The sequence below is a fragment of the uncultured Thioclava sp. genome (assembly GCF_913064665.1).
Taxonomy (GTDB): Bacteria; Pseudomonadota; Alphaproteobacteria; order Rhodobacterales; family Rhodobacteraceae; genus Thioclava; species Thioclava arctica.
Genome location: NZ_CAJYBT010000044.1, coordinates 1 through 25,689, shown reverse-complemented (window position 1 = coordinate 25,689; position 25,689 = coordinate 1). Strand labels below are relative to the sequence as shown.

Sequence of the window (25,689 nt, the reverse complement as noted above, 5' to 3'; positions counted from 1 at the left end):
GAAGCATATCGACGAGCATTCGCTTCAGTGAATGTGATTATCTCCGAGTGCCACGTGGATAAAGTGCGCGATTTAGCGCCCGAGGACGTGGGCGTCTTGACCCTCAATCGACGCGGGCAGATATCCGAAATTCAACCGGCATTAAATCGTCCCGAAAGAATATATCCTGCGTCACTATTCGACGTTTTGCGAATACAGGAAGCACACCAAATTTTGGATAGTCTTGGCGTGATCATACCGAATGTTCCAAACACTGAAAAATTTAGAGTGGTTCACGGTTAGTTTGTAGCTCAAGACCCAACTACGCTGCAGCTTGCCACGGTAGCAGTTCGAAGGCGGTCTCGTACCCAAATCGGGTTGCGGGACTTTTTAGGCAATTTACCTTCTTCCTTGCAAGCTGCCGCGCTTTCTATTCCAATCAGGCGAGGCGATCAATCGCGACTCGTCGCGGCAGTTGGAACTCCATTTATCGAAGCAGAACGGTGGGCTTGAACAATATGTATTATCCTTATTTCCGAGGTAAGCAGTATGAACTAATAACTATACGGGAGAACGCCGCTCTCCTCGCGGATTCGGGCTTTATCCCCATCATAGAGCCAGTCAAGGAAGTCCTCAATGGTCTTGGACGCGCTCTTAATGCTGTCAGAGATGCGAATGGCAGTGCGATCGTTATCGTTAATCCTCACCATGGAGATTATGCCGATGATGGCGAGCGGATTATTGAATTTGTACGTGGCGGTCTCATGGAAGACATCGAACTTTCGCCTGCCGTTCTTCTCAAGGAACAATGTTCAGTGCAAGAGGCGGTTCGCCTCTGTGGGGAGTTCGAAGACGATCCAGTGACGTTAATTCACGCCGGCTTCGCCAACGGGCCTGCGTTAACCGATGCGCTGGGACAGCGGGTGAACGAACTTCGGCACATATTTCTTGAGGACAGTTGCGGCCGCTTGTATCGACGGCACTTTCAAGGTCAAGAAAGGGTGTTGCTGAGGGATGGTTTCCAACGGAGACGCAACCGAGACCATCCGCCTGTGGAATTTTTCTCTGACCTTCATGTGACCTATGCGGAAGAAGGAATGACTGGTTTCGGAGATTTTTTGACGGTGGGCGACGACTTCTCCGAGGGCGGTGGACCTGCCTACGCCATAGCTATCCATCTCACATTTATTGATCCCGAACAGGACGATGCAATGTTTGTCCGGCATTTCTTGTCTGTACGCCAAGATACCCCAGCTGACCCTGCAGGTAAGTTTGCAGAGGCGCTGACAGCGATGATCGGAGTCCTTGATCGGGGCGATTCTCCTATATTGGAAACAAATGCGGTTCTAGAGTTTCGGCAACTGCATGCAGATCGTCACTACCCCGGATTGGGATATGTTAAGAAACTTGCCATGCAGCACCACATCGAGACTCTGGCTAGATATTTTGAGGATTAAGAATGCTTTGCTGTGCCAATTGCTTTGGCGACGTAGGACTTCGCGACATTCTTCCATCGCTTTCATCGGAGAAGGGAAAATGTGACTATTGCGGCTCTGAAGATATGTCTCTGGTGAAGCCAATTGATTTATTTGATTTATTTTCTGCAGTGACGAATATTTATGAAGAGGCCGACGACGGACTTGGATTAGTTCAATGGTTTCGTGACGATTGGGCAATGTTTCAGAATCCTCAAATGGATGACTTTCGCGCAAAGGATTTACTTGCGGCGATTCTGGATGATGCGGAAGCCTTGAGAAAAAAGTATCGACCTTCTGACAGGTTCAAGAGCAACCGTCTGGAACGATGGGAGCAACTGACAAAGGAACTTCGCAGCCGCAATCGATATTTCCCTGAGGTTGAAATCGACTTCGCTCGCCTTGGCGAATTGCTCGATTTTCTTCGCGCTCCAGACTTTACTGATACATGGTTTCGAGCTCGGATAAATTCGAGCGATAGCCCATTCGCCATTGAGAATATGGGAGCTCCACCTGTTGGTGTTGCATCACATGGGCGCGCAAATCCACCGGGTATACCTTATCTTTACATTGGATCTTCTCCAGAGACGTCGATCGCAGAAATTAGGCCGCACACGGGGGAAACGGCAACTGTGGCAGAGTTCGAGATTGCCGCGAAAGATTTAGCTTTGATTGATCTCCGCGCACCCAAACAGCTGATCTCTCCATTTTCTCTCGGTGATGAGGACAAGATTGGAGCGTTGCGCGGGGATATCGATTTTCTAGAGAGGCTGGGAAACGAACTGACCCGCCCGGTACGCCCGCAAGCTGCGGCAATTGAATATGTGCCAAGTCAATATCTCTGCGAATTCATCAAACGTTCCGGGTGGGACGGTGTTCTGTATTCAAGTTCTGTGAGCGATGGAGTAAACTTGGCGTTGTTTGACCCATCTAAAGCTTCGCCAAAGGATGTTGCGATATGGCGCGTCGAGAAAGTCACGGTTGTGGTTAGCGCAGGAGGCTGACGCTTTCAACGCTATGGGACAGTAGAGGAGGCATCTATCTCGCGCGGTGATTTGTGAGCACATCGAGGTAAGATTAGAAGCTCAATTGGCGTACTTGGTTTTGCTGTCGGGATTCGACACGCACCTGGCGCGAAAGTCTGGCAGGGGTAGAGGGACTAGTCACTTGCTTCATTACGCGCGGTTGTGCGGGCTGCGCGCCGATAGCGTTGTATGTTTTGTTTCCGTGGCGTGATCTGAAATGACATGTATTCAGGAGTTGCGAGGGCGGGGACGTGCCTTTCTCAAGAACTTTTCAAAAAATTTCCCAGTTTCTGATTCGCTACTTCGGTGAGTTTCACGCCATGTCTCGTTTTTTGTTCTTCAGTGTCCTCGCGGAAAAGCTTATTTTTGACAATAAGTAGTGTAAATAAAGACGCTGCACGTTTCTCATATTTTTAGGCTGTCGTGTCCTTTAAAAATTGGGTGATACTGGGGATAGTGGGGCTGCGCGGTAAATAACGCGTCACGTATTTCGTTCAAGTTTTTGTTGGGGCGTGTTGATGTAAGTGATTGAAAGCATATGGAAAAGTTCAATATTCAAGCGTGAGCTGTGGTGTTTTCTTTATTTACATTCTTTATTTACTCTGCGGCCGTCAATCGGAAAAAATTGCATTTTTCGGTTGAAACTCACCAGCCTATTGAGCCTATTAAGTCCTGCGAGGCGCTTCCCGGTGGTAGGCGGCTTGTGTCGGAACCGATGCGCTAACATCGGTCCCGACGGGTAATTGGGACTCAGCAAGGCCCACCCCCTCATATCGCCAAAAACATACCCGCGTCAAAGCTCTTGGCGCGGAACAGAGGAGGTTTGTCCAATGGATAGCCGTGTTTTGAGACGACCCGAGGTCGAACGTATGGTGGGCCTGTCCCGCTCAACCCTTTACGCGATGATGGCCGAGGGATGCTTCCCGAAGCCCGTGCGCTTGGGGCGTCGTGCGGTCGGTTGGCGCGAAGCAGATTTGCGCCGCTGGCTTGAAAGTCGGGAGGTTTGAACTGTGAAGGAAGCACAAACAACTAACGCCACAGCCTTGGCAGAGCCGAGCCACCGCGAAACCGCTGCAACCTATCGCCGCGTCATTGTCACCCATGGCCGATACAGGGTCGCTATTTGCCGTAATGGCACGCAGTGGCTTTTTCAGAAGTGTACCCATGAAAAAAGCTGTGCCGGGGCGCGTTGGAAAACTGTTGGGTGCTTCGTCACCCGAGAGGCACTGATCGCACTCCAGCACAGGGCAACGGGCGCGCATTGGCCCAGCTTGGCAGCTCTGCCTGCCCGTTTCACCGGGGAGGGACAGGAATGAGCCCGGCAGAAAACTTAACGCGCAAGTTAGGGGGGCGTTGGCAAGGATATTACGGCACTGCCTGCTGTCCGGCGCATGAAGATCACGCCCCAAGTCTAAGTATTTCCAATGGAAATGATGGTCTGGTTTTGTTGAAATGCCATGCCGGGTGCTCATACGTCGACATTCGTGCCGCGTTAGGAGCGGATAGGATTGAGAGTGGCGTATTCCGTGGCGCGGGCTGCGGCTCGCCAGAGCGAGAGGCCCAGCAACGCACGAAAGCGGAATCCGAAAACCGCAAGCGCTCTATGCAGGCCAAACGTATCTGGGAGGTTGCGAAGCCGATCGATCAAACCATAACCGAAACTTACCTTAGAAATCGTGGGGTTCGCTGTGCGCTCCCTGATACCTTACGCGATCTAGGGGATTGTTGGCACCCGACTGCCAAGCGGCTTCCTGCTATGATAGGCTATGTAGAGGGCGGAGATGGTTTCGCGCTGCACCGCACATATCTTAAGCGGGATGGAAGCGGAAAAGCCTCCGTCATGCCTGCAAAAGCTATGTTAGGCCAAACCAAGGGCGGGGCGGTTGGCTTAACGCTGGGCCAAAGCCGATTGGTGGTCGCCGAAGGGATTGAGACCGCTCTGTCGCTTGCATCGGGCCTCGTTCAAGACCGTCCCGCGATATGGGCGGCTTTGAGTGCGCCCGGATTGGCCGCGCTACGTCTTCCGAAGCAACCGGGCACCCTCACTATCGCAGCCGACGGTGACAAAGTGGGGCGCGAGGCGGCGGATTGCTTGGCAAGGCGCGCCGTGGACTTGGGGTGGTGTGTTTCCATGCTGCAAGCGCCGGAGGGCATGGACTGGAATGACGTGCTGCGTGAACGGGAAAGGGGGCTGTGAATATGGTGCCTCAAGAAATTCCGTTCATGGGAGATTGGCCCGTGCCAGCTCCGCGTCTGATCCGAGGTGAAACCCTAGCTGCACCAGAGCTACCTCTGGTCGATGTGTTCGGGCCGCTTTGGGCGGATTGGATCGCTAGTGCGGCAGAAGCCAAGTCAGCGCCGCCCGACTACGTTGTTGCCGGGCTTCTTGCTACGGCTGGCTCTGCAATTGGCAACACGCGTTGGGCCGCCCCATGGGGCGGCTGGGCAGAACCGCCGATCCTTTGGACCATGGCGATTGGCTCTCCATCGTCAAACAAATCGCCGGGCCTAGATGCCGTGCTTAGTCTGATTAAGGAGGTGGAGCGCGAACATCGCCAAGCAATGGAAGGTGATCTGTCCGATTGGCGAGAAAAAGCCGAACTGGCGAAGCTGGCAGAGAGCGCATGGAAGGAGGCCGCGAAGGCCGCGCTTAAGGATGGGGGAGACCCGCCCGAACGTCCCGACGTGCTCCGCATAGGATCTGAGCCATTCCCGCCCCGGCTGTCCATTGCGGATGGAACCGTAGAACGTTTGGCCGTGATTGTATCAAAGCAGCCGCGTGGCACCTTGCTGGCGCGCGATGAATCGGCGGGATGGTTGCAGGGAATGACGCGATACTCTGGGGGTGGATCAGATCGACCATTCTGTTGGGAGGCTTACGGGGGACGGGCCTACTCGGTCGAACGCATGGGGCGCGAGCCGGTGCATATCGACCGCCTTTCAATCGGAGTGACGGGCGGCATTCAGCCTGACCGCCTCAAATCCCTTTTGTTCCGTCTTGATGATGACGGGCTGCTGGCTAGGTTCATCCCGATCTGGCCTGACCCAGTTTCTTTACATAGGCCAAAAGCGCAGATGGGGGCCGAGCGTTGCGGGCGGGCGCTGCGCCGCCTCTACGGTCTTTCCATGTATTGCGATGAAAACGATACAAGGAAACCTTGGATTTTACCGTTCTCAGAATCCGCGCGTAATTTGATGGATGAATTTCGTGTATCTGTAAGAGCGTGGGAGCATGGGGCGGACGGATTGCTTTTGTCCTTCATTGGCAAACTACCCGGCTTGGCTGTGCGTTTATCGTTAATCCTATCTTATCTTGATTGGGCGATGAGCGACGCATCCGAACCGCAAGAGGTCACGCATGAGGCTTTAGGGCGGGCGACCCATTTCATAGAATTCTACGCGCTCCCTATGGCGCGCCGGGCCTATGCCGACGCTTCGGCTTCCAAGGCTGAGCGCGGCGCACGTCGCTTGCTCGATGCCGTGCGCGCAAGAGGGTGGCCGCGCTTCACAAGCAGGGAGGCTTTGCGGTTGGATCTTGCTGGGCTTGGGACAGCGGCGCAGCTCAACGCTGCTCTCGTAGTTCTGGAAGACGGTGACGCGATCCGTCCCATCGAAGTTCCGTCGAAACCGCAGGGCGGGCGATCTTCACGGCTCTTTGCGGTTAATCCAGCAATACTGGCAACTGTTGCGTAGGTGTCTGGCCGAAGGTGGCTTTGCGCGCCTTTAGGTCGCTGACAAAACCGACAAAACTGACAGAACCAAGATCAACGCAGTCGGTTTTGTCAGTTAAGTCGGTTTTGTCTTCGGGGGCGAACTCTTGATAGTCGCGCCTGTAACTTGATCTTGCAAACTCTCACGACCCAAGGATTTAGAATCTCAGCGCGCCGTCACATGGCCATGTGTTCGGCGCGTTTTCTTGCGAAATGCCTACTCAGGCACTTATTCAGCATGGGGGAACAGGAGGGGGTGCAGGATTTCCCGCATCTCTAATTTCCGTTTAAAATCATATGTTTACATGGAAGTTGTGGCGGAGAGACAGGGATTCGAACCCTGGGTCGGCTCTCACCGACAACGGTTTTCGAGACCGCCGCATTCGACCACTCTGCCACCTCTCCGCGTCAGGGGTCTTCCTGTGGGGCGGATTTAGCGGTCCGCGCGCGCCCTTGCAACCCGTTTTTCGCACAATTCGAAAACTAAGCGGGACGCGCGCGGAAATGCCTGGCTCAGCGCATCCGTAAGGCGCCGTCCAAACGGATCACTTCGCCGTTCAAGTAGCCGTTTTCAATGATGAAACCGACAAGCCGTGCATATTCTACGGGATCGCCGAGGCGCTTTGGAAATGTGACTTCTGCGGCGAGGCTTTCTTGGACCTCAGAGGGCAGGCCTTTGAGCATCGGGGTGGAAAATATCCCCGGTGCGATGGCGCAGACGCGCACCGCCTGACTGGCCAAATCGCGTGCGAGCGGCAGGGTCATGCCGGCAATGCCCGCCTTTGAGGCGGCATAGGCGGCTTGGCCTTTCTGGCCGTCAAAGGCCGCGATCGAGGCGGTATTGACGATGACGCCGCGCTCAGGCCCTGGGTTTTTTGCCATCTCGGCGGCGACCAGACGAAGCACGTTGAAGGTGCCGATCAGGTTGATGTCGATCGTGCGCTCAAAGCTGGCAAGCTGATGAGGGCCTTCACGACCGACCACGCGTTCGCCCGTCGCAATGCCTGCGCAATTCACCAGCGCATCGATCCCGCCCATCGCCTGCATGGCGGCAGCGACTCCGTCGGCCACGCTTTGCTCGGAGGTGACATCCACCGCGACAGCCTGCGCCCCGATCTGCGCGCCGTGAGTCTTTGCCCCATCCAGATCACGGTCAAAAATTACCACCTGCGCACCTGATTGCGCCAAGAATTGCGCCGTTGCCGCGCCCAAACCGGATGCGCCCCCGGTCACTACAACGCGTAAGTCTGTCAACTCCATGTGAGTCTCCTCGAAATGAACGTATGTTCAATAATCGGTGGAGAAGGCACTTTTGTCCAGCCTTGTCAGATCATTGTGCAGGCGCAGAAATCGGCGGCCGATCACGTCTTGGCAAGTTCCCGCTGAGGCGTGGAACCAAAGCTATTGTAGAACACTTAAACAGGCGTAGATCAGCGAAACGGATCTATCCGAGTAGATCAACGAGACGGATCTATCCGAAAGCCAAGTGTTGGGGATACATCCCTTCAAAGGAGAGAAAAATGAAACGCATTCTTATGAGCTCGAGCGTCCTTGCAGTTATCGGTGGCGCGGCATTCGCCGGCGGCTACACCGCCCCCGCAGCCGCACCCGTTGTGATGGCGGCCCCCGCACCGGTGATGCCGACCGCAGATTGGACCGGCTTCTATGCTGGTGCGCAATTGGGATATGGCAATGCGGATGACGGCGTGAAAGCGAGCGGTGTCACCGGCGGTCTTCATGGTGGCTATTTGTATGACTTTGGCAAATATGTTGCTGGCACCGAGCTGGCATATTCCGGTGCCGATCTCAAAGACACCGCGAACAACAGCAAGATCGACAACTTCACCGATCTCAAACTGATCGGCGGCGTGAAACAGGACAACTTCCTGTTCTACGGTGGCCTTGGTGCTTCGCATATCAAGGGTGATCTCGCAGGCGGTATTTCGGCCAGCGATACGGTTCCGATGGCCACGCTGGGCGTGCGCTACCAAGTGCGTCCGAACATGACCGTGGGTGGTGCGATTGATTATCGCAAAGGGAACAACTTTGACGGCACCAATCAGGATCTGAGCCTGACCACCGTGTCGCTGTCGACCTCGTTCCAGTTCTAAGCGATCTGTCGCAACGCGCAAAATTGGGGGCGTGGGCTATGGCCTGCGCCCCTTTTGCATATCAATAATCGGGACGGATCAGGCCCAGTCCGCGCAGATATACGCCGATCCCACTTTCCAGCAGGTCCTCGGGGGCATAGGGCGCGCGGTTGCCCTCGCGGGCATATAGCTCCACCACGCCATGGCTCATCGCCCAGATATGGGCCGAAACCATCGCCACAGGAGGGCGGCGATCGCGGGGCAAATGCGCCATCAAGGCCCCGGTGGCGTGCTCCATCACGCGATCTGCGCGCTCAGCGACCTTTGACAACTCCGTCGAGCGATTGGGGGAGATGCCGCTTTCAAACATCGCCATGTAGTGACCGGGATATTGGCGCGCAAATGCAAGATAAGCTCGCCCGGTGGCCGAAAACGCCGCCAGCGCCGTGGGTTTGCCATCGTTCCACGCATTTTCCAGTACATCGCCGAAAATCAGATAGCCTTGGCGCGCGCATTCCACGATCAGGTCTTCGCGCCCCTCGAAGTGGCGATAGACGGCTGCGGGGGTGACGCCTGCGCGTTTGGCCGCCTCAGACAGGGTAAAGCCGGTCGGGCCTTTTTCCTCGATCAGCGCCAGCGCCGATGCCACCAGCGCCTGACGCAAATTGCCGTGGTGATACCCTTGCTTAGACATTCAGTATATCGATGCCACCGCAGATGGATGTATCAACCTTACCAATCGCTTGCGGGTCTTTCTTGGCGTAATCTACCGCGTTCAGAATGGTCTGGATTGCTGCGATACGAGCGCGTTTTTTGTCATCCGAGCGGATCACCGTCCACGGCGCGTGCTTGGTATCGGAACGCTCCAGCGTGTCCTGAATGGCGTCACTATAGGCGTCCCAGCGCTTTAGCCCCTCAACATCGATCCAGCTCAGTTTCCATTGTTTGAGCAAATCACCCTCGCGCGCCAGAAACCGGCGCAACTGTTCGGCGCGATCCACATTCAGCCACAGCTTGACGAGAATGATCCCGTCATCGACCAACATCTTTTCAAAATCAGGGAGTTGCGCAAAGAAGTGCATGCGTTGTTGCGGGGAGCAAAAGCCAAAAACATGCTCCACCACACCGCGATTGTACCACGAGCGGTCAAACATCGCGATTTCTCCGGCGGCGGGCAGCCAGTCGACATAGCGCTGAAAATACCATTGCGTCGCTTCGGTCTCGGTGGGCTTGGGCAGCGCCACCACATAGGCCGAGCGCGGATTGAGGTTCTGGCGCAAACGTCCGATCGTGCCGCCTTTGCCCGCCGCGTCGCGCCCCTCAAACACCACCGCCAATCGCTTGCCGGTCTCTTTCATATCCCAAAGCATTTTCACCAGTTCTACCTGCAAGGCCTCCATCTGGCGATCATAGTCTTTTCGCTTTAACTCTTCCTTGTAAGGATATGACTTTGCAAGAATATCATCTTTGCCGGCCTGTTCGATCGCTTTGCGCACAGCCTCTGGGGCCTCGTTGCGCAGATAGTCTGTAATTTCGCCGACAAAGGGGATGTCGAGCGGATCTTTGGGCTTGTCCTTGGCCATGTCAGCCTCCTCGTTTGGCGCAGTATGGGGCGAGGCTGGGACCGGTGCAAGACACAGGAGGTGCGCGCAGGGCCATAGGCCGCGCTTCGCGTCTGTCGGGCGCAAGAAATGTGCGCGGTCTTTGCTTTCATCTAGCGCCAAATACGCCCGCCGGAGGCACTCTGTCTGGCGCGCTAGCGTCGTGTGGCGCGCGCCTCGACCCGGTCGACCGCGGCAATCACCTGATCGGTTGCGACTTGGGGCGTCATATGGCCGATACCGGGCAGCGAAATCAACTCCGCACCAGGCACCTCACGGGTAAAGGGGATGGCGTGGATTTGCTCGCCCACAATCGTGTCGGCATCGCCATGCACCGACACGACGGGCAATTTCAGATCGGCGTAATCGGGGATCATCCGTTTGATCTGGGCCTTTAATTCGGCGCGCTGGCGTGCGTTCACGCGCATCGTGCCCTCGCGCAGGGTCATGCCGGGGCCAAACCAGCGCGCATAGCCTTGTGGCATCTCTTGGGGCGCAAAGACCGCCTCAACCTCCGAGGTCAGCACCGCAGGGGGCGTCCAGGCAGAAATCAGCGGCACGGCAAGCGCCTGACCCAAGGGTGGGGCCGTGATTTGATAGAGCATCGGCAGCGGCGTGGACCACATTTGCGAGGGGGACGAGACCGGCACAAGGCCGGACAGCGTATCGGGCAGGGTGACCGCCCAGGCAATCGCTACCGCGCCGCCATAGGAATGCCCTAGCACGATCGGTTTGCGCGCCCCGGCCGCGTAGCTGGCTTGTTGCAGCAGCTCCGCCTGGTCAAAGATCGTGTCGTGATCGGCAGGAAGCGGATCGGACCAGCCAAATCCGGGACGATCTGGCACGAAAACCCGGTAGCGCTTGGCCAGTTCAGGTGCCAAGGCAAAGGTCAAATCCCGCGCCGAGCCCGACGCTCCATGGATCAGCACCAGATCCGGGCCTTGATCGCCCAGTATCACCATATGCACGCGCCGGCCGCCCACAGTGACGAATTCGCCATCAGGCGGATAGCGCGCTTCGGCGGTGCGCGCGCGCCAGATATCAAGGCCCCAAGTGGCCCCGCTCAGCACGAGCGTCACAAGGATCGCACTAGAGACCAATCTCAGCCATGTCATACGGAGTCCCCTGATAGATCTCGTTTATCCAGTTGCCGTAAAGCAGGTGGGCGTGGCTTTTCCAGCGGTTCGTGGGCGTCTGGCTCGGGTCGTTCTGGGGGTAATAATTCGCCGGCACGTTGATTGGTTTCCCTGACGCTATATCGCGGTCATATTCTTCCTTCAGCGTGGTGCTGTCATATTCCAGATGGTTGAAGACATAGAGCGCGCGATGGGCACGGTCTTCGACGAGGCAGGGGCCAGTGTCGTCGGAATGCAGCAGCGTAAGCATGCCCGCCGCTTCCAACTCGGAGCGCTTCATCTCGGTCCAGCGGCTAACCGGGATCAGCAGATCGTCCGAAAAGCCGCGCAAGTAAGGCGAGGCGGGTGCGCAGTTGCGATGGCGAAAACAGCCAAAGGCCTTGTGATCAAGCGGATGTTTCGCGACGCCATGGAAATGATGCGCCATCGCCATGCCGCCCCAGCACACGCCGAAGGTGGAAAACACATGGCTTTGCGTCCATTCGAAGACCTGTTGCAATTCGCTCCAGTAATCGACCTCCTCAAAGGGGATTTGTTCAATCGGCGCGCCGGTGATAATCAGCCCGTCGAATTTCTCGCCCGTCGCCGCGACCTCGCCGAAGGAGCGGTAGAATTCCTCCATATGCTCGGCGGCAGTGTTGCGCGTGACGTGATCGGACATCTTGATCAACTGAAAGTCGATCTGCAACGGCGTCGCGCCGATCAGCCGGGCGAACTGGTTCTCGGTCTGGATTTTCTTCGGCATCAGATTGAGTAAGCCAATCCGGATCGGTCGAATTTCCTGGGACTGTGCGCGCGTAGGCGACATCACCATCACGCCTTCCCGCGACAAAACGTCAAAGGCGGGGAGATTTTCTGGAAGCGTGATAGGCATTTTTTTCAGTCTCTTATCGTTTTAAGTTGCTACGGATTGCGGCCCGTTTCGGATCACTCTGGCAGCGCATCCGCGATCAGGGCGGTAAACCCTTTGGCGTCGCGCACACGATATAGATCTTGCGCACGAATTTTCACGCCCCAATTTCGTGCCATCGCCGCATAGCGCGGCTGGCGATGCGCGAGGGCCTGCGCATAGGTCCAGCGCACGAAGTCATCGGGGTCGACCTTGTCCTCGGCCACGCCCTTGAGCGCGCGATACTCGGCCCATTTGCTGGCCAGAAACGCGGGCAGATAATACATCGGCTTGGGGGCGCGATCGAACCGCTCCACCAGTTCGGCGGTATGCGCGTCTGACCCTTCGATCCAGACCAGCAGCAGGTTTTGCGACAGCGCCTGCAAGATCGGATCGTTCGGGTCGTCGGGCTCGACCACCTCGCAGATCGAGCCGCCACTGTCGCAGATGAAATTCTCGATCCCGTAAATATCTTGCGCGCGATGGATGAAATGCGCGGTGTCGAGCAGGGCGAATTTCTCGGCCTCGCGATGCTCGCTTTGGCGATACATGTAGTCCTCGAAGGGCAGGCCACCCTTGGTCGGATCACCCGGTTTGCCCAGATAGGTCGAGAGCGGCGCAAGATTGTCAAAGGTGATGTTGGAGGCGATATAGACCGAATCCGTGCGCAAAAGCTCTGCTAAAAACGGGTTTTTCATCGCCTCGCGTTTGAAATTATCCGCGATCCGCTCGCCCATATAGCGCGTGCCGATCCGGTAATCGACCGAGTAGTGAAACCAGCCCGCATCGCGCAGCAAATCTGCAGCCCAAGTCTTGCCCAAGCCCGACATGCCAAATAACAGCACGCGTTTGTCTTTGGCCGCCAGCCACTCGTGGCGATTGGAATAGATCATGCCCGGCCCCTCATACCCGTCCGTGTCTTTGCCCTTCCTTAGCGTGCGCGGCCGGGCGCGTCACGGAGTTTTGGGGGCAGGCGGGCGTTGCGCGGGTTTGGCGTTGAGGATGGCAAGGCCGATTGCAAGCAGGATGAAGCCCAGCATCTCCGCCCAGCCCAGTCGCTCGCCGTAAACTGCCCAGCCCGCGACGATCGCCACCGGCGGGATCAGCAGTGTCACCAGCGCCAGATTAGCCGCGCCTGCCAGCGCCAGAATGCGGTAATAGAGCAGATAGGCCAACGCCGAGCAGCCCACCGCCAGCCAGATCATCGCCGCCCAGACCGAGGGCGCAAAATCCAGTTGCGGCACGCCCTCAAACACCAACATCAGCGGCAAGGTCCAAAGCGCCCCGCCTGTCAGCATGCCTGCCGCGGCGACCTCGGGGCGCATCTTGCGGGTCGCAAAGCGCGCATAAGCGCCCGCAAAGCCATAGCTGGTGGCCGCGCCCAGAATGGCGATCTGGCCCGCCGAGGTCAGATCAAACCCGCCAAGTGCGCCGGGCCCAATCGCCACGATGACCCCGGCGAAACCGATCGCAATGCCAAGTGCCTTGCGTGCGCTCAGACGTTCATCGCGAAACACCAAGGCCGCAATCAGCGCCCCAAATATCGCGGTCGAGGCGTTCAGGATCGACGCCAAACCGCTATCGATATGTTTCTGTCCCCAGACGATCAGCGTGAAGGGAATGGCGTTATTGAGCAGACCCATCACCGCGAAATGCACGATCATGCGCGCATCGCGCCCCACCGGGATGGCGCGAAACGCCACCCACAGCCAAAGCAGAACCGCACCAATGGAGACGCGAATAAACACCACGGTGAACACATCCGCCCCCGCGAGGGCTGCGCGATTGGACAGGAACGATGAGCCCCAGATCAGCGCAAGCGCGGCCAGCAAGGCCCAAACGAGCGGGGAGAGCGAGATCGGGGTGGGGACGGGGTGATGTTTCATGGGCCAAGCGATAGGGCGCAATCGCGGCGCGCGCCACCCGGAAGTTGCAACAAAGAAAAGCCCCGCGTTAAGGGCGGGGCTTTTCAAGGTCTTGCATTAGCTAACGCGATCAGAAATTGATCCCGACACGCACGCCCGCACCCCAACCGGAGTTGCCGGTGAAGCTGCCGCTAACAGGGGGATTGGAGATCGCATTGCCGATATCGACATAGCGTACGCCACCGGTGATCTTTACATTGTCACTCGCCTGATAGCTCGCCGCGAACGAGATCGACTTATAGCCATCGGTCGGCCCGAGGTTGCCTGTGGTGCCCGGTTGGGTTTTCTCATAGCCGAGCATGACCGCACCCGACCACTGGTCGTTAAAGCGACGTCCGACGCCGAGGCTCCAAGAGGTGGAGTTGTTGGCATAGCTGACCAAGGCACCTTGACCGTAGACACCTGCGGGCGGTGCCAAAGTATAGGCGGGCGGCGAGATGTCAAACTGAGTCCAATGTACCCAACGCACCGACCCCATCAGCAGCGTATCCTTGGCGATACCGGTTTGGAATTCCAGATTGACTGATTCCGGCACCGTCGTGTCAAACGCGGTATTAAATGTGCCCCCGACGGTGTTTTCGGTCGCACTGAAGGCGTGCGTGATCTTCGAGTTATAGGTTAGCGAGACGCGTGCGGCGATCTCGGGTTTTTCCCATGCCACACCGATGAGATAGCCCAGATCCGTCTCGGTCGACGTTTTCATCGAATAGCCGATGAAGGGTAGGCTTACCTTGCCCGAGGCTTGCTCGGCGCGCAGGCCCCCGATAACCGAGAAGTTGTTCGGCAGCTTGTAGCGCATCATCATCGTGATGGCGTTTGAACTGATCGTCGCGGTGGAGCCGGCCAACGGATAGCCGGTACCAGCCGAATAGCTGACATTCGCGCCGATCGGCTGGTCCAGAACGATCGCTAGGTCGATCTTGTCGTTTAGCGCCTGCTTATAGCCCAAACTGTAGGTCCCGTAGCCCGGAGCCATGTCACCCGATGACACCGCACCACCGCCAACAGTACCTGACACATCGGGGTTGAACCCACCGATGTTGAATTCTGCGTAATTACCTTTTTCAAACAGAATGCCGGTCGATTGCGTGGACCGCTCCACGCCGCCAGCCTGTGCCATCCCGGCGCTCAGCGCCACGACCGCAGCCGTCGTCATAACACGTTTCATGATGTTCCTCTTCCCTAACGTATGTCTTGGTTCCCTAACTAAAATTCTATCATCCAGATGGCGTAGATCAATTCGGCTTGATAGCTGACGCTACGTCCAAATATCATGCTGCAGCGCAGTTTGTGGCGTGCAGGCCACGCTTTTTGACGTCTACGTCACCTTTCGAACTGACAAGTTTAGAAAATCCCGAAGAATCGGGCCGCAGCCAGCGCGATCAACCAGAACGTGCCCAAGGCGGTCGCAATCAAAACAGCGGCCCAAAGGGTCAGGCGAGGGGCCGGAATATGAGGTTTGTGGCGCATCGCTTTCCTTTTTGCGCTGGGGGCAGGGCCTATTAAGCCATCGTTAGGTGAATCCTGTCTTAACGAGGGCATGAGCACGCGAAAGATTACCTTGCACCCCTTTGCGGGGCCCGATTGGCAAAGCGCGATTGAGGCGCTTGCGGGACTGGGCGCGGGTGGGATGCAGCAATCGGCGACCTATGGAGCAGTGGCGCGCGCGCTGGGGCGTCAGGTCGCGCAGATCGAGATTCGCGCAGCCGGGGCGTGTATCGGTCTGGTGCAGATGATCGCGCGCAAGCGCCTGTGGCTGATCTCGCGCGGCCCGGTCTTTGCGCCCGGTGTTGCGCCCGATATCCAGCGCGCCGCTTTGCGTGCTTTGGCGCGCCGGGTCGGGGTCGTGATTGCCACGCCGGGTGCAGACATGTCGGGGTTTGGCCTGATCCCGTTGATCTCGGCGCGCCATCACGCGATCTGGTCGCTTGATCGAACGCCTGCGGAGTTGCGCGCGGGGCTGGCGGGGAAATGGCGCAATCGATTGGCGGGGGCAGAGCGTGTCGGGCTGCGCCTGCATGTTGAGCGCGACATTGACTGGATCTTGCGCGCCGATCAGGCCCAACAAACGGCGCGCGGCTATCGGGCGTTGCCTGCGGGGTTCACGCGGGCCTGGGCGGCGCAGGCGTGCGTGGACCTGCGCGCGTGGCGCATTGAGGACGACGCCAGGCAGCGGCTTGCGGGGGTGATTGTTTTGCGCCACGGCGCGGGCGCGAGCTATCATATCGGCTGGAGCGGAGCGCAGGGGCGACGCGTCGGGGCGCATAATGTCGGCCTGTGGCAGGCGGCTCTTTGGTTGCGCGATCAAGGCGTTACCCGGTTCGATCTGGGGGATGTGAACTCCGAGGAAGGGGCGGGCCGGATGCATTTCAAACTTGGCACCGGGGCACAGCCGCAGGCCTTGGGTGCGACGTATTGGGTTGTCCCAAATTCAGGGTCGCTTGCCTAAATTTCGCCAAAAGAACGCGCTAGCGCTTTGCCCTGGCGTTGAAATCGGTCATTTTGATCCGCAACGCCCGATTTCAGGAAGAGACTGACATGCCGAGAGAGGCCCAAGAATGACAATCGCCCCCGCCAAGATAACGCCCAAGGGCTTGTTCCGACGCACGCCACCGGCGGCATTCCCGCCCATCCTGGGCTTGATGGGGCTGGGGATCGCATGGCGGCGCGGCGTGGATCAATTCGCCTTGCCGCCCGCTTTGGCCGAGGCGTTCTTGGGGGCGGTGACCTTGCTCACGCTGTTCGCCTTTGTCGGCTATTTGGTGAAATTCCTGCGCCGTCCCGGCGTGCTGCGTGAAGATTTACGCGTTTTGCCCGGGCGCGCGGGACTCGCAGCGATCGTGCTGTCGCTTTATTTTGTGGCCGCAGCGTTGTCGCCCTATTTGGGGGTGGCGATTGCCGTGTTTTGGGGCGTGATCGCGCTGCATCTGGTCTTCACCTTGGTGGTCATCTGGGATTTGTTCCGCAGTCCGGCCGAGCAGCGCCGTGTCACTCCGGTGTGGCAGTTGATCTTTTCGGGCTGGATCGTGGGCGCGGTGGCTGCGCAAATTCTGAAACTGGATTTTGTGGCGGTCGTGCTGTTCTGGATTTCGCTGCTTTCTGCGGTCAGCATCTGGGTGGTCTCGCTGCAGCAGTTTTCGCGCGAAAGCGTGCCGGCCCCATTGCGGCCCTTACTGGCGATCCATTTGGCCCCGGCGGCGCTGCTTGGCACGGCAGGGGCAGGGTTTCATGCCGAGGGTATCGCGCAGGCGATGGCATTGCTGTGCGCCGTCTATCTGGCAGGGCTGGTGGCGTCTTCGCGCTGGCTTTTGGCCTCGGGCTTTACGCCGCTTTGGGGCGCGCTCACCTTTCCGCTTGCTGCGACGGCAGGGTGCTGGCTGGCCGTTGGGGGCGCTTGGGCCCTGCCGGGCGCGTTGCTTTTGGTGCTGGACACGATCATTATTATCCCGATTGCGATCAAGGTGATCCAGCTTTGGATGAAGGGGCAGCTTGCGCTCAAGACCAACGCCGCGATTGCCTAGCGTGTCTAAGCTGCTTGCTCGGGGGGGTTGCCTTTGTGGTGATTGCGTGAAACAGGAAACTGCCAAACGCATCTGGACCCGGAGATCCCCCCATGCAGATTCGCGAGGCACTCACCTTTGACGATGTCCTTCTTGTTCCCGCAGCTTCTTCCGTGCTGCCCTCGGACGCAGACGTCGCCACCTATGTGACCCGTTCGATCCATCTCAATATCCCGTTGCTGAGTTCAGCGATGGATACCGTCACCGAGGCGCGCATGGCGATTGCGATGGCGCAGGCGGGCGGCATGGGCGTGATCCACCGCAACCTCACGATTGAGCAGCAAGCCAATGATGTGAGCCGGGTGAAGCGCTTTGAAAGCGGGATCGTTTACAACCCGATCACCTTGCGCCCCGATCAGACGCTGGCCGATGCCAAGGCCCTGATGGAGCGCTACAATATCACCGGTTTCCCTGTGGTGGATGGCGATAAGCGGGTGGTTGGCATCGTGACCAATCGCGACATGCGCTTTGCGAGCGACGACAAGACCCCGGTTTCGGCGATGATGAGCCATGATAATCTGGCGATCCTGACCGAACCGGCGGATCGCGATCAGGCGCGCGAGTTGATGAAAGAGCGCCGGATCGAGAAGCTGCTGGTCACCGATGGGGCGGGCAAGCTGACCGGGCTTCTGACGCTGAAAGATACCGAGAAATCGGTGCTGCACCCGTTGGCGTGCAAAGATGACAAGGGCCGTTTGCGGGTCGCTGCGGCCTCGACAGTGGGCGATGCGGGCTATGAGCGTTCCTGTGCGCTGATCGAGGCGGGCTGCGATTTGATCGTGATCGACACCGCTCACGGCCATTCCGAGGGCGTGGCGCGTGCGGTTGAGCGCGTGAAATCCTTCCGCGAGGGCGTGCAGGTGGTGGCGGGCAATGTCGCCACGGCCGAGGCCACGAAGGCGTTGATCGGGGCGGGCGCGGATGCGGTCAAGGTCGGGATCGGCCCGGGCTCGATCTGCACCACGCGGATCGTCGCAGGCGTGGGCGTGCCGCAACTGACCGCGATCATGGATGCCGCGGGCGCGGCGGGCGACATTCCGATCATCGCCGATGGCGGCATCAAGTTCTCGGGCGATTTCGCCAAGGCAATCGCGGCGGGCGCGTCCTGCGCAATGGTCGGCTCGGCAATCGCGGGCACAGATGAATCCCCTGGCGAGGTGATCTTGTATCAGGGCCGCTCGTACAAATCCTATCGTGGCATGGGCAGCCTTGGCGCCATGGCGCGCGGCTCGGCAGATCGCTATTTCCAGAAAGACGCCGCCTCCGACAAGCTGGTCCCCGAGGGCATCGAAGGGCAGGTGCCCTATAAAGGCCCGGCGGGCGCGGTGATCCACCAACTCGTGGGCGGCCTGCGCGCCGCTATGGGCTATACCGGCTCGGCCACGGTCGCTGACATGCGCGGCGGGTGCAATTTTGTGCGCATCACCGGCGCAGGGCTAAAGGAAAGCCACGTGCATGACGTTCAAATCACCCGCGAAAGTCCGAACTATCGGATTGGGTAATTACTTGAAGTTGCCTAATGAAATGACGCGCAGCTCGATGGGTTGCGCGTTTTTCGTTGCTGTGAACGCAGTGCGAACTCGACAGGACACATCGTGATCTAAGGGCCAATAACTGAAGCAGACTGAAGCAGGTCTGGCGGGACCGATCAGCTCGCGCTTGAACTCGGATGTGAATTTCGCGCCGGACATCGCGTCGGCCTTGCTTTCAATATTCCCAAGCAAGGCGTCTACAAATCTAGGGGCTATTCAGAGTGATCTACCCTTTTTCAGGGCCGCTCATAAGTCGATACTATTTTGCTGTTTTCATGGGGCAGCAGTAATCTGCTGCTGCTGCCAAATTTCAACAACTTTCGTAGCCAGAGTTAGCGGGTCAAATGGCTTGGTAATCACTTTTGCTGAGCCCAGACTCATCAGGCGCGCCACGTCATCTGCCTGCGCCTTTGCCGTCATAAAGATCACAGGGGTGTTCTCCATGCCAGGCATGCGCCGCAGTGCCGCCAAGGTGTCTTCGCCAGTCATTCCGGGCATCATAACATCGAGGAGAAACAGGTCGGGAGTAAATTCAGCGGCAACCAAGAGTGCCTCTTGCCCACTAGCACACTGGTGAACTTCCAATTTACCTACGACCTCTAGCGCGATTTGCGTAATCGCACGAATATCGTCGTCATCATCTACATGGAGGATACGCGGCGTATTGAGCTCGACCTGAGTCATTTCGTAGCTCCAAGCTTTTTACTGAAGTGAATTTATCGACCTTCCATGGTTCGTTTCTAACCTTAAGGTTGCAAATTGGCAATGATATTCGACCACTAGGTTATATGAATTTATGGGATAGAATCAGGATTTGGCGCTTCAATAACGTTGAACAGTGCAGCTTGCGACCTGTCGCCGTCCAGTTCGAATATTGGGCCAACGGCCACTGCGGCCATACCGATCCTTTTCAGCCAGCGCTTAAACACTGCGGGGACAATTCCGATGACTTGGTCCGCGCCCAGCTTCCGGGCAGAGGCCGCCATGTGAAGCATCAGTAGTCGTTGCACCGCGGCCCGCTTTTGGGCGGGGACGCCATCAACCACGAATAGTCGAGTCGCTTCCCATATCTTGTCGGTCACCGGCGCTTCGAAAAACAGAGGGTCGAGAGGCAAACCTTGAAGCAAACCCAATTGCGCGTCGCGGATCATGTAGCTGTGCAGGCCGCAACGCGCTGTTGTCGGGGCGATGCGGATACCTGCGAGTACTTCTCCGTTCTCATGAACGACGATCCAGCGGGCTTCGGGCGTATCGTATTGGTCGAATTCCATTCCGTCGGTCTCGGGCAGTTGCCAGCCTTTGGCGACGATAAAAACTTCGCGGCGCGCCTTGAGATACTTGACGAGAAGGCTGCCGTAGTGATGCATGTTCTGCATCGAAAGGGTCGTTGTGCGAATCTGGTCGGAAGACCCGATTAGATTTTCGAGTGGATTTGGGGCTTGCCTTTCTGTAGTGGACGGGCGTGGAGCGTAATGCTTAACTCTGCCGGGCGATGTCAGTTCTGGAAACACACGCTTCGCCTTGGCCAGACTCGATTCTCTAACTTGCTCCATGTGCAGCCCCAACCCTCGGTAGAAAATATTGTTTCTTGATAATGCCCTAGTTGCGCGAATACGCCATATTGTTGCCACATCTTGGGCGCAAACTGGCACAGGGTGTGCTTTGCGCGCATCGGTTTAGTGGCTGGCGGCCGCCTCCCGGAGGTATAGACGATATGGAGACGCGTCATGATCACTCGCCTTCGCAGGGCCTTTGTCACCAAAAATACGTTTCTGCTGGTGCAGCAGATGAAAGACTATGCGGCTGTGGGAAAGAACCTCGCCTGGCAGCGGCGGATTATTTTTACCGCCGCGCTAGTGCTCGCAGGGTATTACTATAACCTCATCCTCGCCCTTACCACAGCGGTCCTGATTGCGCTCTCGGAGATCTACGATTCTTTCATTTTCAACCGAATCCTTGCTTGGGACGGTCGCGATGCGGCTGTCACCCGAAAGCTTCTTAACGGTCTTTATGTAGGAACCGCCCTCAGCGCTTCGGTTATCGTTTTTTATGCGGTCGCCCTCGCTATCGACCAAGGGTCCGGCACGCATTTCATGTCATTGTTCTTCCTATTGGCGGCCGCCCTCTTTGCCGCCATGAACAATCATCAGCTCTTGCTCATCCTGTTCATGCGACTGGTGGTGTACGGCGTTGCCTTCATCTTTATCCCATTCTGGGACATCTATATCACCAGCGCCCCATTCGATTCTGAAGCTTGGGCGCAGATGTTCACCAGTCTGTTCGTGTTGTACTTCGTGATCGATTGTTCGCGGATTTATCTTTCGTTCTACCGCGGCAGCTTAGAGCAAATGGAAGCGCTCAGGGTCGAGAACCGCAAATCACAGGAAGCTTACAAAGCAAAAACAGAGTTTGTCTCGACGATGAGCCACGAGCTTCGTACGCCACTGACATCTATTAAGGGGTCGATCGACCTCGCCTGTGCCGGGCACCTCGGCCCACTCTCGGAACGGGCCGAGCAAGTTATGACAATCGCCCAGCGAAATTGCACCCGGCTGATCAAACTTATCGATGAAATTCTGGATCTCCAGAAGATTGAGGCCGGTCGAATGCACTTTTCAATGACAAAGTTTAATGTCTTGAAAGTGATCGATCAGGCTGTGACTTCAAGTGCGCCCTTTGCTGGGCGGCTTGGAGTCCAGCTCATTTTCGAAGACTCCGATCAACCGATGGTGGTGAATGGTGATCCAGCACGAATAGAGCAGGTTCTGACCAACATGATTTCCAACGCCGCCAAGTTCTCTCCTGAGGGAAGTAGCGTGCGTATCCGTGTGGAACCAATTGAAAACTCTGTCCGCGTTTCGGTGATCGACGAAGGTTCCGGGCTATCCGAAGATGATCGCGATCGGGTTTTCGACAAGTTCAGCCAAGTTGACTCCTCCGATACCCGCAAGATCGGCGGCACCGGTTTGGGTATGAACATCTCTAAGCAGATCATTCAGGCGCACGATGGAAACATCGATTACTCGAAGAATTCCATTCGTGGAACCACATTCTATTTTGAGCTTGCCCTAGAAGAAATGCTCGAGGGTGAAGCCGATACGATCTAGGGGGCCGGTCTTATGGTGTGAAGATGCGATCAACTTTCTCATGAACAGCGCCGGCAACTGGTTTTTCGACGATAACGCCCTCTCGGCCGATTGCTATGCAAGCGCCTGTCGGATGACACGTTGCATGCCCGAAAGAATGGCGTTCAGGGGCGTAGTCAGTCACTGCCTGGCAAGCGAATGCCAGCAGTCGCCGAGAGGGGGGGCAAGGCCCATCTGGCCATAGACACAGCCACTCCAGCATCCTCAGCCCGGAAGGGCATATTTACGTAGATGAGAGAGGTCGAGCGAGATGCCGTCTCTCGACCATATCTTCTTTGAACGATGTGGCGCTTACTGAAGCAGAATGCTGTCGATCTTGAGAAACCATCAATGGCTTTCAGACTTAGCGTTTTATCAATGATGGGACCGTCTTCTGCGCCGCAAACGCCTGGATTCTGTGCTTGATCGGCACACACCAGAACACGCGTTTCAGGCAGGCCAGAAGCAACAAAACGTAGTAAGATACTTAGTCCTGACGCATCTTAAAAACGCTGTAAGCCTGTCCAAATCGATTGGTCCACCTCTGTCCGCACCCGGGCGAGCTGGACCAATCCCCCTTCAGGCGTGAGTTGCGTGATACTGCCCTTTTGATGCAAGCCGCGCTTCCGCATTGCAGATGGCATAAAAGATCGCTTTATCGGCGCGATCGGATACACGGACTTGCGGCTGCACCGACGCACCAACCGAAACACTGAACTTGACGTCAAGTTCAACCCCCAACTCCGACGCGCGGCTGTTCAAGAGGGCCTGAGTCTCACCTTCCAGGTCAACAGGTGCCAAGTCATCATCTTGGTTCGACACCAAAACAAAAACCCCGTTTCCAGAATACGCCATTGCAAATTTGCCGGACGAAAAGACCTCGCCAATCGTATCAGCCATATCTGACAGGAACGAAAAGCATTTCGTCGCCGACGTGCGTTGGGATATCAGATCAAACTGATCAAGCTTGACGGCTCTGACGCGCGCATCAGTGGCGGAGAAGACCGACAGCTGCTGCAGATAGTTGCGAATGGACAGGTGTGAGATCAGGTTCGTCACTGACCCAAGAGCGATATCATAGAACAGTTCGGGTTTGATCGCATCGTCTTGCAGTTGCGGAGTGTCGGGCACAACGTCCAGATGATCGGTTCGACGAGCTTGGCAAAGTTGGGACAGGGCAGACAGGCGAGTTTCGAACTCAGCGATCTCAAACGGCTTGGTCGCAAAGTCGGTAGCGCCTGCTTTGAAAGCCCGCTCTAGATGATCCATATCTCTCATGCCGGTCAGCATGATGATCGGAACATCCTTGTAGGCAGAACGTTCACGAACATGAGCACATAGATCAATACCGTCCATTCCCGGCATCCGAATATCCAGCACGAGACAGTCGAACGGAGTTTTTCTCGTGATGATAAGATCAAGCGCGGCCTCCGCGGAAGAAGCGACCGTGATATCCGCAAAACCGGCATTGCCCGCAATGATAGGGATAAGGCCAAGGATGAACGGGTCATCGTCCACCGCGAGAATGCGCAACGGTCCTTGATCGAGAACATCTGCCGGAAACGCATCCTGGGCAAAGGTCGCCGCTGAACTCTGACTGTCATTCATGAGCAGTGTTTCAGGCTTTCCACCCCAACCAAACAGTCGCTTCACGCGGGCGACCGTCAGCAAACACAGCGACGACAACATTGAGTTACCGCGCAATAATTTTGAGATGATGGTGACAAGGAGGCCAACGGCAGCCCCTGCGATCATATATACCAAAATCATTCTTCCTCTCCCGCTATCGATTCCATTGCCACTTCTGGTGCGAAAATATGCTTGACCTTCACGCACGTCTTTTCGCTCTCGCTCACGTTCTTCAAATCTTTGTTAAGATTGAATCTTGTTCGAATTTAGGCAAACACATCACAACCTGAGCGCGTGGTGAAATAATTACAGGATAGTTAAGCGCCCCCAACGGCCGACAGAAAGAGTATCGGAACCCTCTCTGGATCCGCGTAAAATTCTAAACTATCCTATGAAATAAGGATAAATTGACCATGTTCTTGGTGCCAATCTCACCTTCAGGTTGCGGACTGATCATCGGGTGATACCTCTCAACGGTCACTTCGAGATTTCGCGGGAGGTCTGAAAATGCAGGTTTGGGTTGTAGAACAGCGATGTTGAGGCTGATTGAAACTCCTCGTGATTCTCGAACGAAATGTTAAGAATTCTCGAGCGCCCCCACGGGGTGATTGACCTGCGCCCCAAGTTCTCTCCAGGTTTGCGCGGAGTCCTTGGGGTTATTGCACCGCTCCCCAAGGTTGGATCACCGGAAGCTAGAATTTTCCGGCTCTGATCACGATGGCGGGCTGGCTGCGCCATCGGGAAAATGCATGGCGATCGGGACGTTGTATCCGATCGCGCTGTGAGGTCGGTCCTCGTTGTAGTGTCGACGCCAATCCTCCAGCTTTTCGCGGGCGTCGGCAAGGCTCATGAACCAGTGGGCATTCAGGCACTCCGCCCTGAGCTTGCTGTTGAATGCCTCGATGAACCCGTTGTCGGTGGGTTTGCCGGGCCGCGAGAAGTCCAGAATGACGTCGTTGGCATAGGCCCAGAGATCGAGGTCGCGGGAGATGAACTCGCTGCCGTTGTCGACCCGGATCGTCCTGGGATAGCCGGTGCGGGCACAGACGCGTTCCAGGGTCTGGACAACGTCCTCGCCGCGGTAGGCGAAGCGGGGATCGGTCGCCGGACTGAACCTCGAATGGGTGTCGACAATGGTCAGGATGCGGAGCTTCTTGCCCATGGCGAGTTGGTCGTGGACGAAATCCATCGCCCAGACATCGTTCGGGCCGACGGCTTCCTGACGGTCCTCGCGCAGCTTTGCCTTCACCCGCCGCTTGGGGTGCTTGTTGCGGAGCTGAAGCCTCAATTCGTTGTAAATCCTGCGGGTCTTCTTGATGCTCACCTGCCAACCCTCCCGGCGCAGCAGCACATGCACCCGTCGATAGCCGTAGCGAATACGGGTCTCGCAAATCTCCTTGATCCGTCGTTCGAGGCCGGCCTGTCCGGTGCGGCGGGATTTGTAATGGTAGGTCGAGGTGTCGAACCGCAGAGCCCGGCAGGCCCGGCGGATCGACACGCCCCAATCGACCAACATCCCGTCGACCAGCTGTCGCTTCCGGACAGGCCTCAGAGCTTTCGGCGGATGACGTCCTGCAACATCTCGCGGTCGAGCGTCAGGTCGGCCACGATCTTCTTCAGCCGGGCATTCTCGTCCTCGAGCGGCTTCAGCCGCCGCATCTCGTCCGGCAGTAACCCGCCGTATCGCTTCTTCCAGTTGAAGTAGGTCGCCTGACTGATCCCGGCCTTGCGGCAGATCTCTGCGACCGGCGTGCCTTCCTCGCCCTGCTTCAAGATGAACGCCTTCTGCGCCTCCGTGAACTTCGATGCCTTCATGCGATTCCGCTCCTCTCCCAGCCAGGGAAACGTAGCGGAAAACTCCAGTTTCAGGCGGTCCAATTCTCGGGGGGCAGAGCAGTTAAATCTGTGGCCTCAGGCGGCCATTTTGTCCATCGTCGTTCTCTGCAAGAATTCCATGGGTGTCAGGTTGCCTAGGGCTGAATGTGGTCTGCGCCAATTGTAGTCCTCCTGCCA

The 25,689-nt window shown here is 57.1% G+C and carries 24 protein-coding genes, 1 tRNA gene and 1 pseudogene; 11 read left to right on the top strand and 15 right to left on the bottom strand.

Annotated features, from left to right (window positions below; genetic code table 11):
- The 6 genes and pseudogenes from QZ571_RS15410 to QZ571_RS15385 form a co-directional block, all read left to right on the top strand.
- A pseudogene (locus QZ571_RS15410) lies at positions 1-282 on the top strand (hypothetical protein); the annotation flags it as partial.
- A gap of 215 nt (positions 283-497) precedes the next feature.
- A complete protein-coding gene (locus tag QZ571_RS15405) occupies positions 498-1,436 on the top strand; it encodes a sce7725 family protein (RefSeq protein WP_295536734.1) in 939 nt (312 codons plus the stop codon).
- A 2-nt stretch (positions 1,437-1,438) separates the two neighbouring features.
- Complete coding sequence (locus QZ571_RS15400) at positions 1,439-2,458, top strand: RES domain-containing protein (protein WP_295536733.1); 1,020 nt, start codon at positions 1,439-1,441, stop codon at positions 2,456-2,458.
- 851 nt (positions 2,459-3,309) lie between these two features.
- The gene (locus QZ571_RS15395) at positions 3,310-3,486 is read left to right on the top strand and encodes an AlpA family transcriptional regulator (protein ID WP_295536731.1); all 177 of its coding nucleotides are present in this window, start codon (positions 3,310-3,312) and stop codon (positions 3,484-3,486) included.
- A 305-nt stretch (positions 3,487-3,791) separates the two neighbouring features.
- Positions 3,792-4,676 (top strand): toprim domain-containing protein, encoded by an 885-nt coding sequence (locus QZ571_RS15390; protein WP_295536730.1) that lies wholly within the window; start codon positions 3,792-3,794, stop codon positions 4,674-4,676.
- A 2-nt stretch (positions 4,677-4,678) separates the two neighbouring features.
- Positions 4,679-6,172: a DUF3987 domain-containing protein gene (locus QZ571_RS15385; protein ID WP_295536729.1), complete on the top strand. Its 1,494-nt coding sequence runs from the start codon at positions 4,679-4,681 to the stop codon at positions 6,170-6,172.
- 332 nt (positions 6,173-6,504) lie between these two features.
- Here the strand turns inward: QZ571_RS15385 and QZ571_RS15380 are convergent.
- Positions 6,505-6,594: transfer RNA gene (locus QZ571_RS15380), tRNA-Ser, on the bottom strand.
- Between the two features lie 108 nt (positions 6,595-6,702).
- Complete coding sequence (locus QZ571_RS15375) at positions 6,703-7,449, bottom strand: SDR family NAD(P)-dependent oxidoreductase (protein WP_295536727.1); 747 nt, start codon at positions 7,447-7,449, stop codon at positions 6,703-6,705.
- Positions 7,450-7,709: 260 nt separating this feature from the next.
- Between QZ571_RS15375 and QZ571_RS15370 the strand changes: the two genes are divergently transcribed.
- The gene (locus QZ571_RS15370) at positions 7,710-8,300 is read left to right on the top strand and encodes an outer membrane beta-barrel protein (RefSeq protein ID WP_295536726.1); all 591 of its coding nucleotides are present in this window, start codon (positions 7,710-7,712) and stop codon (positions 8,298-8,300) included.
- Between the two features lie 61 nt (positions 8,301-8,361).
- Here the strand turns inward: QZ571_RS15370 and QZ571_RS15365 are convergent, their stop codons facing one another.
- The 8 genes from QZ571_RS15365 to QZ571_RS15330 form a co-directional block, all read right to left on the bottom strand.
- Positions 8,362-8,973, bottom strand: coding sequence for a TetR/AcrR family transcriptional regulator (locus tag QZ571_RS15365; protein ID WP_295536724.1), 612 nt, complete (start codon positions 8,971-8,973; stop codon positions 8,362-8,364).
- Positions 8,966-9,862, bottom strand: a complete 897-nt coding sequence (ppk2, locus tag QZ571_RS15360; RefSeq protein ID WP_295536722.1) for a polyphosphate kinase 2 — start codon at positions 9,860-9,862, stop codon at positions 8,966-8,968. Before ppk2 ends, QZ571_RS15365 begins: the two co-directional genes overlap by 8 nt.
- Positions 9,863-10,035: 173 nt before the next feature.
- A complete protein-coding gene (locus QZ571_RS15355; protein ID WP_295536720.1) occupies positions 10,036-10,995 on the bottom strand; it encodes an alpha/beta hydrolase in 960 nt (319 codons plus the stop codon).
- Positions 10,970-11,890 (bottom strand): homoserine O-succinyltransferase, encoded by a 921-nt coding sequence (metA, locus tag QZ571_RS15350; RefSeq protein ID WP_295536718.1) that lies wholly within the window; start codon positions 11,888-11,890, stop codon positions 10,970-10,972. Before metA ends, QZ571_RS15355 begins: the two co-directional genes overlap by 26 nt.
- A gap of 53 nt (positions 11,891-11,943) precedes the next feature.
- On the bottom strand, positions 11,944-12,798 hold the full coding sequence (locus QZ571_RS15345; protein WP_295536716.1) for an ATPase: 855 nt from the start codon (positions 12,796-12,798) through the stop codon (positions 11,944-11,946).
- A 60-nt stretch (positions 12,799-12,858) separates the two neighbouring features.
- Entirely contained in the window at positions 12,859-13,791 is a 933-nt protein-coding gene (locus QZ571_RS15340; RefSeq protein WP_295536714.1) for a DMT family transporter, read from the bottom strand.
- 109 nt (positions 13,792-13,900) lie between these two features.
- Positions 13,901-14,998 (bottom strand): hypothetical protein, encoded by a 1,098-nt coding sequence (locus tag QZ571_RS15335; protein ID WP_295536712.1) that lies wholly within the window; start codon positions 14,996-14,998, stop codon positions 13,901-13,903.
- A 176-nt stretch (positions 14,999-15,174) separates the two neighbouring features.
- Entirely contained in the window at positions 15,175-15,300 is a 126-nt protein-coding gene (locus QZ571_RS15330; RefSeq protein ID WP_295536710.1) for a hypothetical protein, read from the bottom strand.
- Positions 15,301-15,370: 70 nt separating this feature from the next.
- Between QZ571_RS15330 and QZ571_RS15325 the strand changes: the two genes are divergently transcribed.
- The 3 genes from QZ571_RS15325 (at position 15,371) to guaB (ending at position 18,892) form a co-directional block, all read left to right on the top strand.
- Positions 15,371-16,279 carry a GNAT family N-acetyltransferase gene (locus QZ571_RS15325; protein ID WP_295536708.1) on the top strand — a complete coding sequence of 303 codons (909 nt, stop codon included), beginning with the start codon at positions 15,371-15,373 and terminating at the stop codon, positions 16,277-16,279.
- A gap of 109 nt (positions 16,280-16,388) precedes the next feature.
- Complete coding sequence (locus QZ571_RS15320; RefSeq protein WP_295536707.1) at positions 16,389-17,351, top strand: tellurium resistance protein; 963 nt, start codon at positions 16,389-16,391, stop codon at positions 17,349-17,351.
- A gap of 92 nt (positions 17,352-17,443) precedes the next feature.
- The gene (gene guaB, locus QZ571_RS15315; RefSeq protein ID WP_295536705.1) at positions 17,444-18,892 is read left to right on the top strand and encodes an IMP dehydrogenase; all 1,449 of its coding nucleotides are present in this window, start codon (positions 17,444-17,446) and stop codon (positions 18,890-18,892) included.
- Between the two features lie 303 nt (positions 18,893-19,195).
- Here guaB and QZ571_RS15310 read toward each other — a convergent pair whose 3' ends face one another.
- Both QZ571_RS15310 and QZ571_RS15305 read right to left on the bottom strand, forming a co-directional pair.
- Positions 19,196-19,606: a response regulator gene (locus QZ571_RS15310; RefSeq protein ID WP_295536703.1), complete on the bottom strand. Its 411-nt coding sequence runs from the start codon at positions 19,604-19,606 to the stop codon at positions 19,196-19,198.
- 110 nt (positions 19,607-19,716) lie between these two features.
- Positions 19,717-20,298 (bottom strand): acyl-homoserine-lactone synthase, encoded by a 582-nt coding sequence (locus QZ571_RS15305; protein WP_295536701.1) that lies wholly within the window; start codon positions 20,296-20,298, stop codon positions 19,717-19,719.
- A gap of 351 nt (positions 20,299-20,649) precedes the next feature.
- Between QZ571_RS15305 and QZ571_RS15300 the strand changes: the two genes are divergently transcribed.
- The gene (locus QZ571_RS15300) at positions 20,650-22,029 is read left to right on the top strand and encodes a HAMP domain-containing sensor histidine kinase (protein WP_295536700.1); all 1,380 of its coding nucleotides are present in this window, start codon (positions 20,650-20,652) and stop codon (positions 22,027-22,029) included.
- Between the two features lie 597 nt (positions 22,030-22,626).
- Here the strand turns inward: QZ571_RS15300 and QZ571_RS15295 are convergent.
- The 3 genes from QZ571_RS15295 to QZ571_RS18515 form a co-directional block, all read right to left on the bottom strand.
- Entirely contained in the window at positions 22,627-23,817 is a 1,191-nt protein-coding gene (locus QZ571_RS15295; RefSeq protein WP_295536699.1) for a response regulator, read from the bottom strand.
- Between the two features lie 571 nt (positions 23,818-24,388).
- Positions 24,389-25,491 (bottom strand): IS3 family transposase gene (locus QZ571_RS15290; protein WP_295536698.1). Its coding sequence is split into 2 segments (ribosomal slippage): positions 24,389-25,230 and positions 25,230-25,491, totalling 1,104 coding nucleotides; the frame shifts between segments, so codons are not numbered across the junction.
- 96 nt (positions 25,492-25,587) lie between these two features.
- Positions 25,588-25,689 (bottom strand): integrase core domain-containing protein (locus tag QZ571_RS18515; RefSeq protein ID WP_366929960.1); only part of this gene is annotated, 102 nt, incomplete at its 5' end.

Bases quoted from the DNA above. Each gene is read 5' to 3' on its own strand.
- QZ571_RS15330 (WP_295536710.1), bottom strand. From the start codon at position 15,300: ATGCGCCACAAACCTCATATTCCGGCCCCTCGCCTGACCCTTTGGGCC.
- QZ571_RS15395 (WP_295536731.1), top strand. From the start codon at position 3,310: ATGGATAGCCGTGTTTTGAGACGACCCGAGGTCGAACGTATGGTGGGC.
- QZ571_RS15385 (WP_295536729.1), top strand. From the start codon at position 4,679: ATGGTGCCTCAAGAAATTCCGTTCATGGGAGATTGGCCCGTGCCAGCT.
- QZ571_RS15345 (WP_295536716.1), bottom strand. From the start codon at position 12,798: ATGATCTATTCCAATCGCCACGAGTGGCTGGCGGCCAAAGACAAACGC.
- QZ571_RS15310 (WP_295536703.1), bottom strand. From the start codon at position 19,606: ATGACTCAGGTCGAGCTCAATACGCCGCGTATCCTCCATGTAGATGAT.
- QZ571_RS15355 (WP_295536720.1), bottom strand. From the start codon at position 10,995: ATGACATGGCTGAGATTGGTCTCTAGTGCGATCCTTGTGACGCTCGTG.
- QZ571_RS15400 (WP_295536733.1), top strand. From the start codon at position 1,439: ATGCTTTGCTGTGCCAATTGCTTTGGCGACGTAGGACTTCGCGACATT.
- metA (WP_295536718.1), bottom strand. From the start codon at position 11,890: ATGCCTATCACGCTTCCAGAAAATCTCCCCGCCTTTGACGTTTTGTCG.
- QZ571_RS15390 (WP_295536730.1), top strand. From the start codon at position 3,792: ATGAGCCCGGCAGAAAACTTAACGCGCAAGTTAGGGGGGCGTTGGCAA.
- QZ571_RS15370 (WP_295536726.1), top strand. From the start codon at position 7,710: ATGAAACGCATTCTTATGAGCTCGAGCGTCCTTGCAGTTATCGGTGGC.
- QZ571_RS15320 (WP_295536707.1), top strand. From the start codon at position 16,389: ATGACAATCGCCCCCGCCAAGATAACGCCCAAGGGCTTGTTCCGACGC.
- QZ571_RS15375 (WP_295536727.1), bottom strand. From the start codon at position 7,449: ATGGAGTTGACAGACTTACGCGTTGTAGTGACCGGGGGCGCATCCGGT.
- guaB (WP_295536705.1), top strand. From the start codon at position 17,444: ATGCAGATTCGCGAGGCACTCACCTTTGACGATGTCCTTCTTGTTCCC.
- ppk2 (WP_295536722.1), bottom strand. From the start codon at position 9,862: ATGGCCAAGGACAAGCCCAAAGATCCGCTCGACATCCCCTTTGTCGGC.
- QZ571_RS15405 (WP_295536734.1), top strand. From the start codon at position 498: ATGTATTATCCTTATTTCCGAGGTAAGCAGTATGAACTAATAACTATA.
- QZ571_RS15365 (WP_295536724.1), bottom strand. From the start codon at position 8,973: ATGTCTAAGCAAGGGTATCACCACGGCAATTTGCGTCAGGCGCTGGTG.
- QZ571_RS15300 (WP_295536700.1), top strand. From the start codon at position 20,650: ATGATCACTCGCCTTCGCAGGGCCTTTGTCACCAAAAATACGTTTCTG.
- QZ571_RS15335 (WP_295536712.1), bottom strand. From the start codon at position 14,998: ATGAAACGTGTTATGACGACGGCTGCGGTCGTGGCGCTGAGCGCCGGG.
- QZ571_RS15295 (WP_295536699.1), bottom strand. From the start codon at position 23,817: ATGATTTTGGTATATATGATCGCAGGGGCTGCCGTTGGCCTCCTTGTC.
- QZ571_RS15325 (WP_295536708.1), top strand. From the start codon at position 15,371: ATGAGCACGCGAAAGATTACCTTGCACCCCTTTGCGGGGCCCGATTGG.
- QZ571_RS15305 (WP_295536701.1), bottom strand. From the start codon at position 20,298: ATGCAGAACATGCATCACTACGGCAGCCTTCTCGTCAAGTATCTCAAG.
- QZ571_RS15340 (WP_295536714.1), bottom strand. From the start codon at position 13,791: ATGAAACATCACCCCGTCCCCACCCCGATCTCGCTCTCCCCGCTCGTT.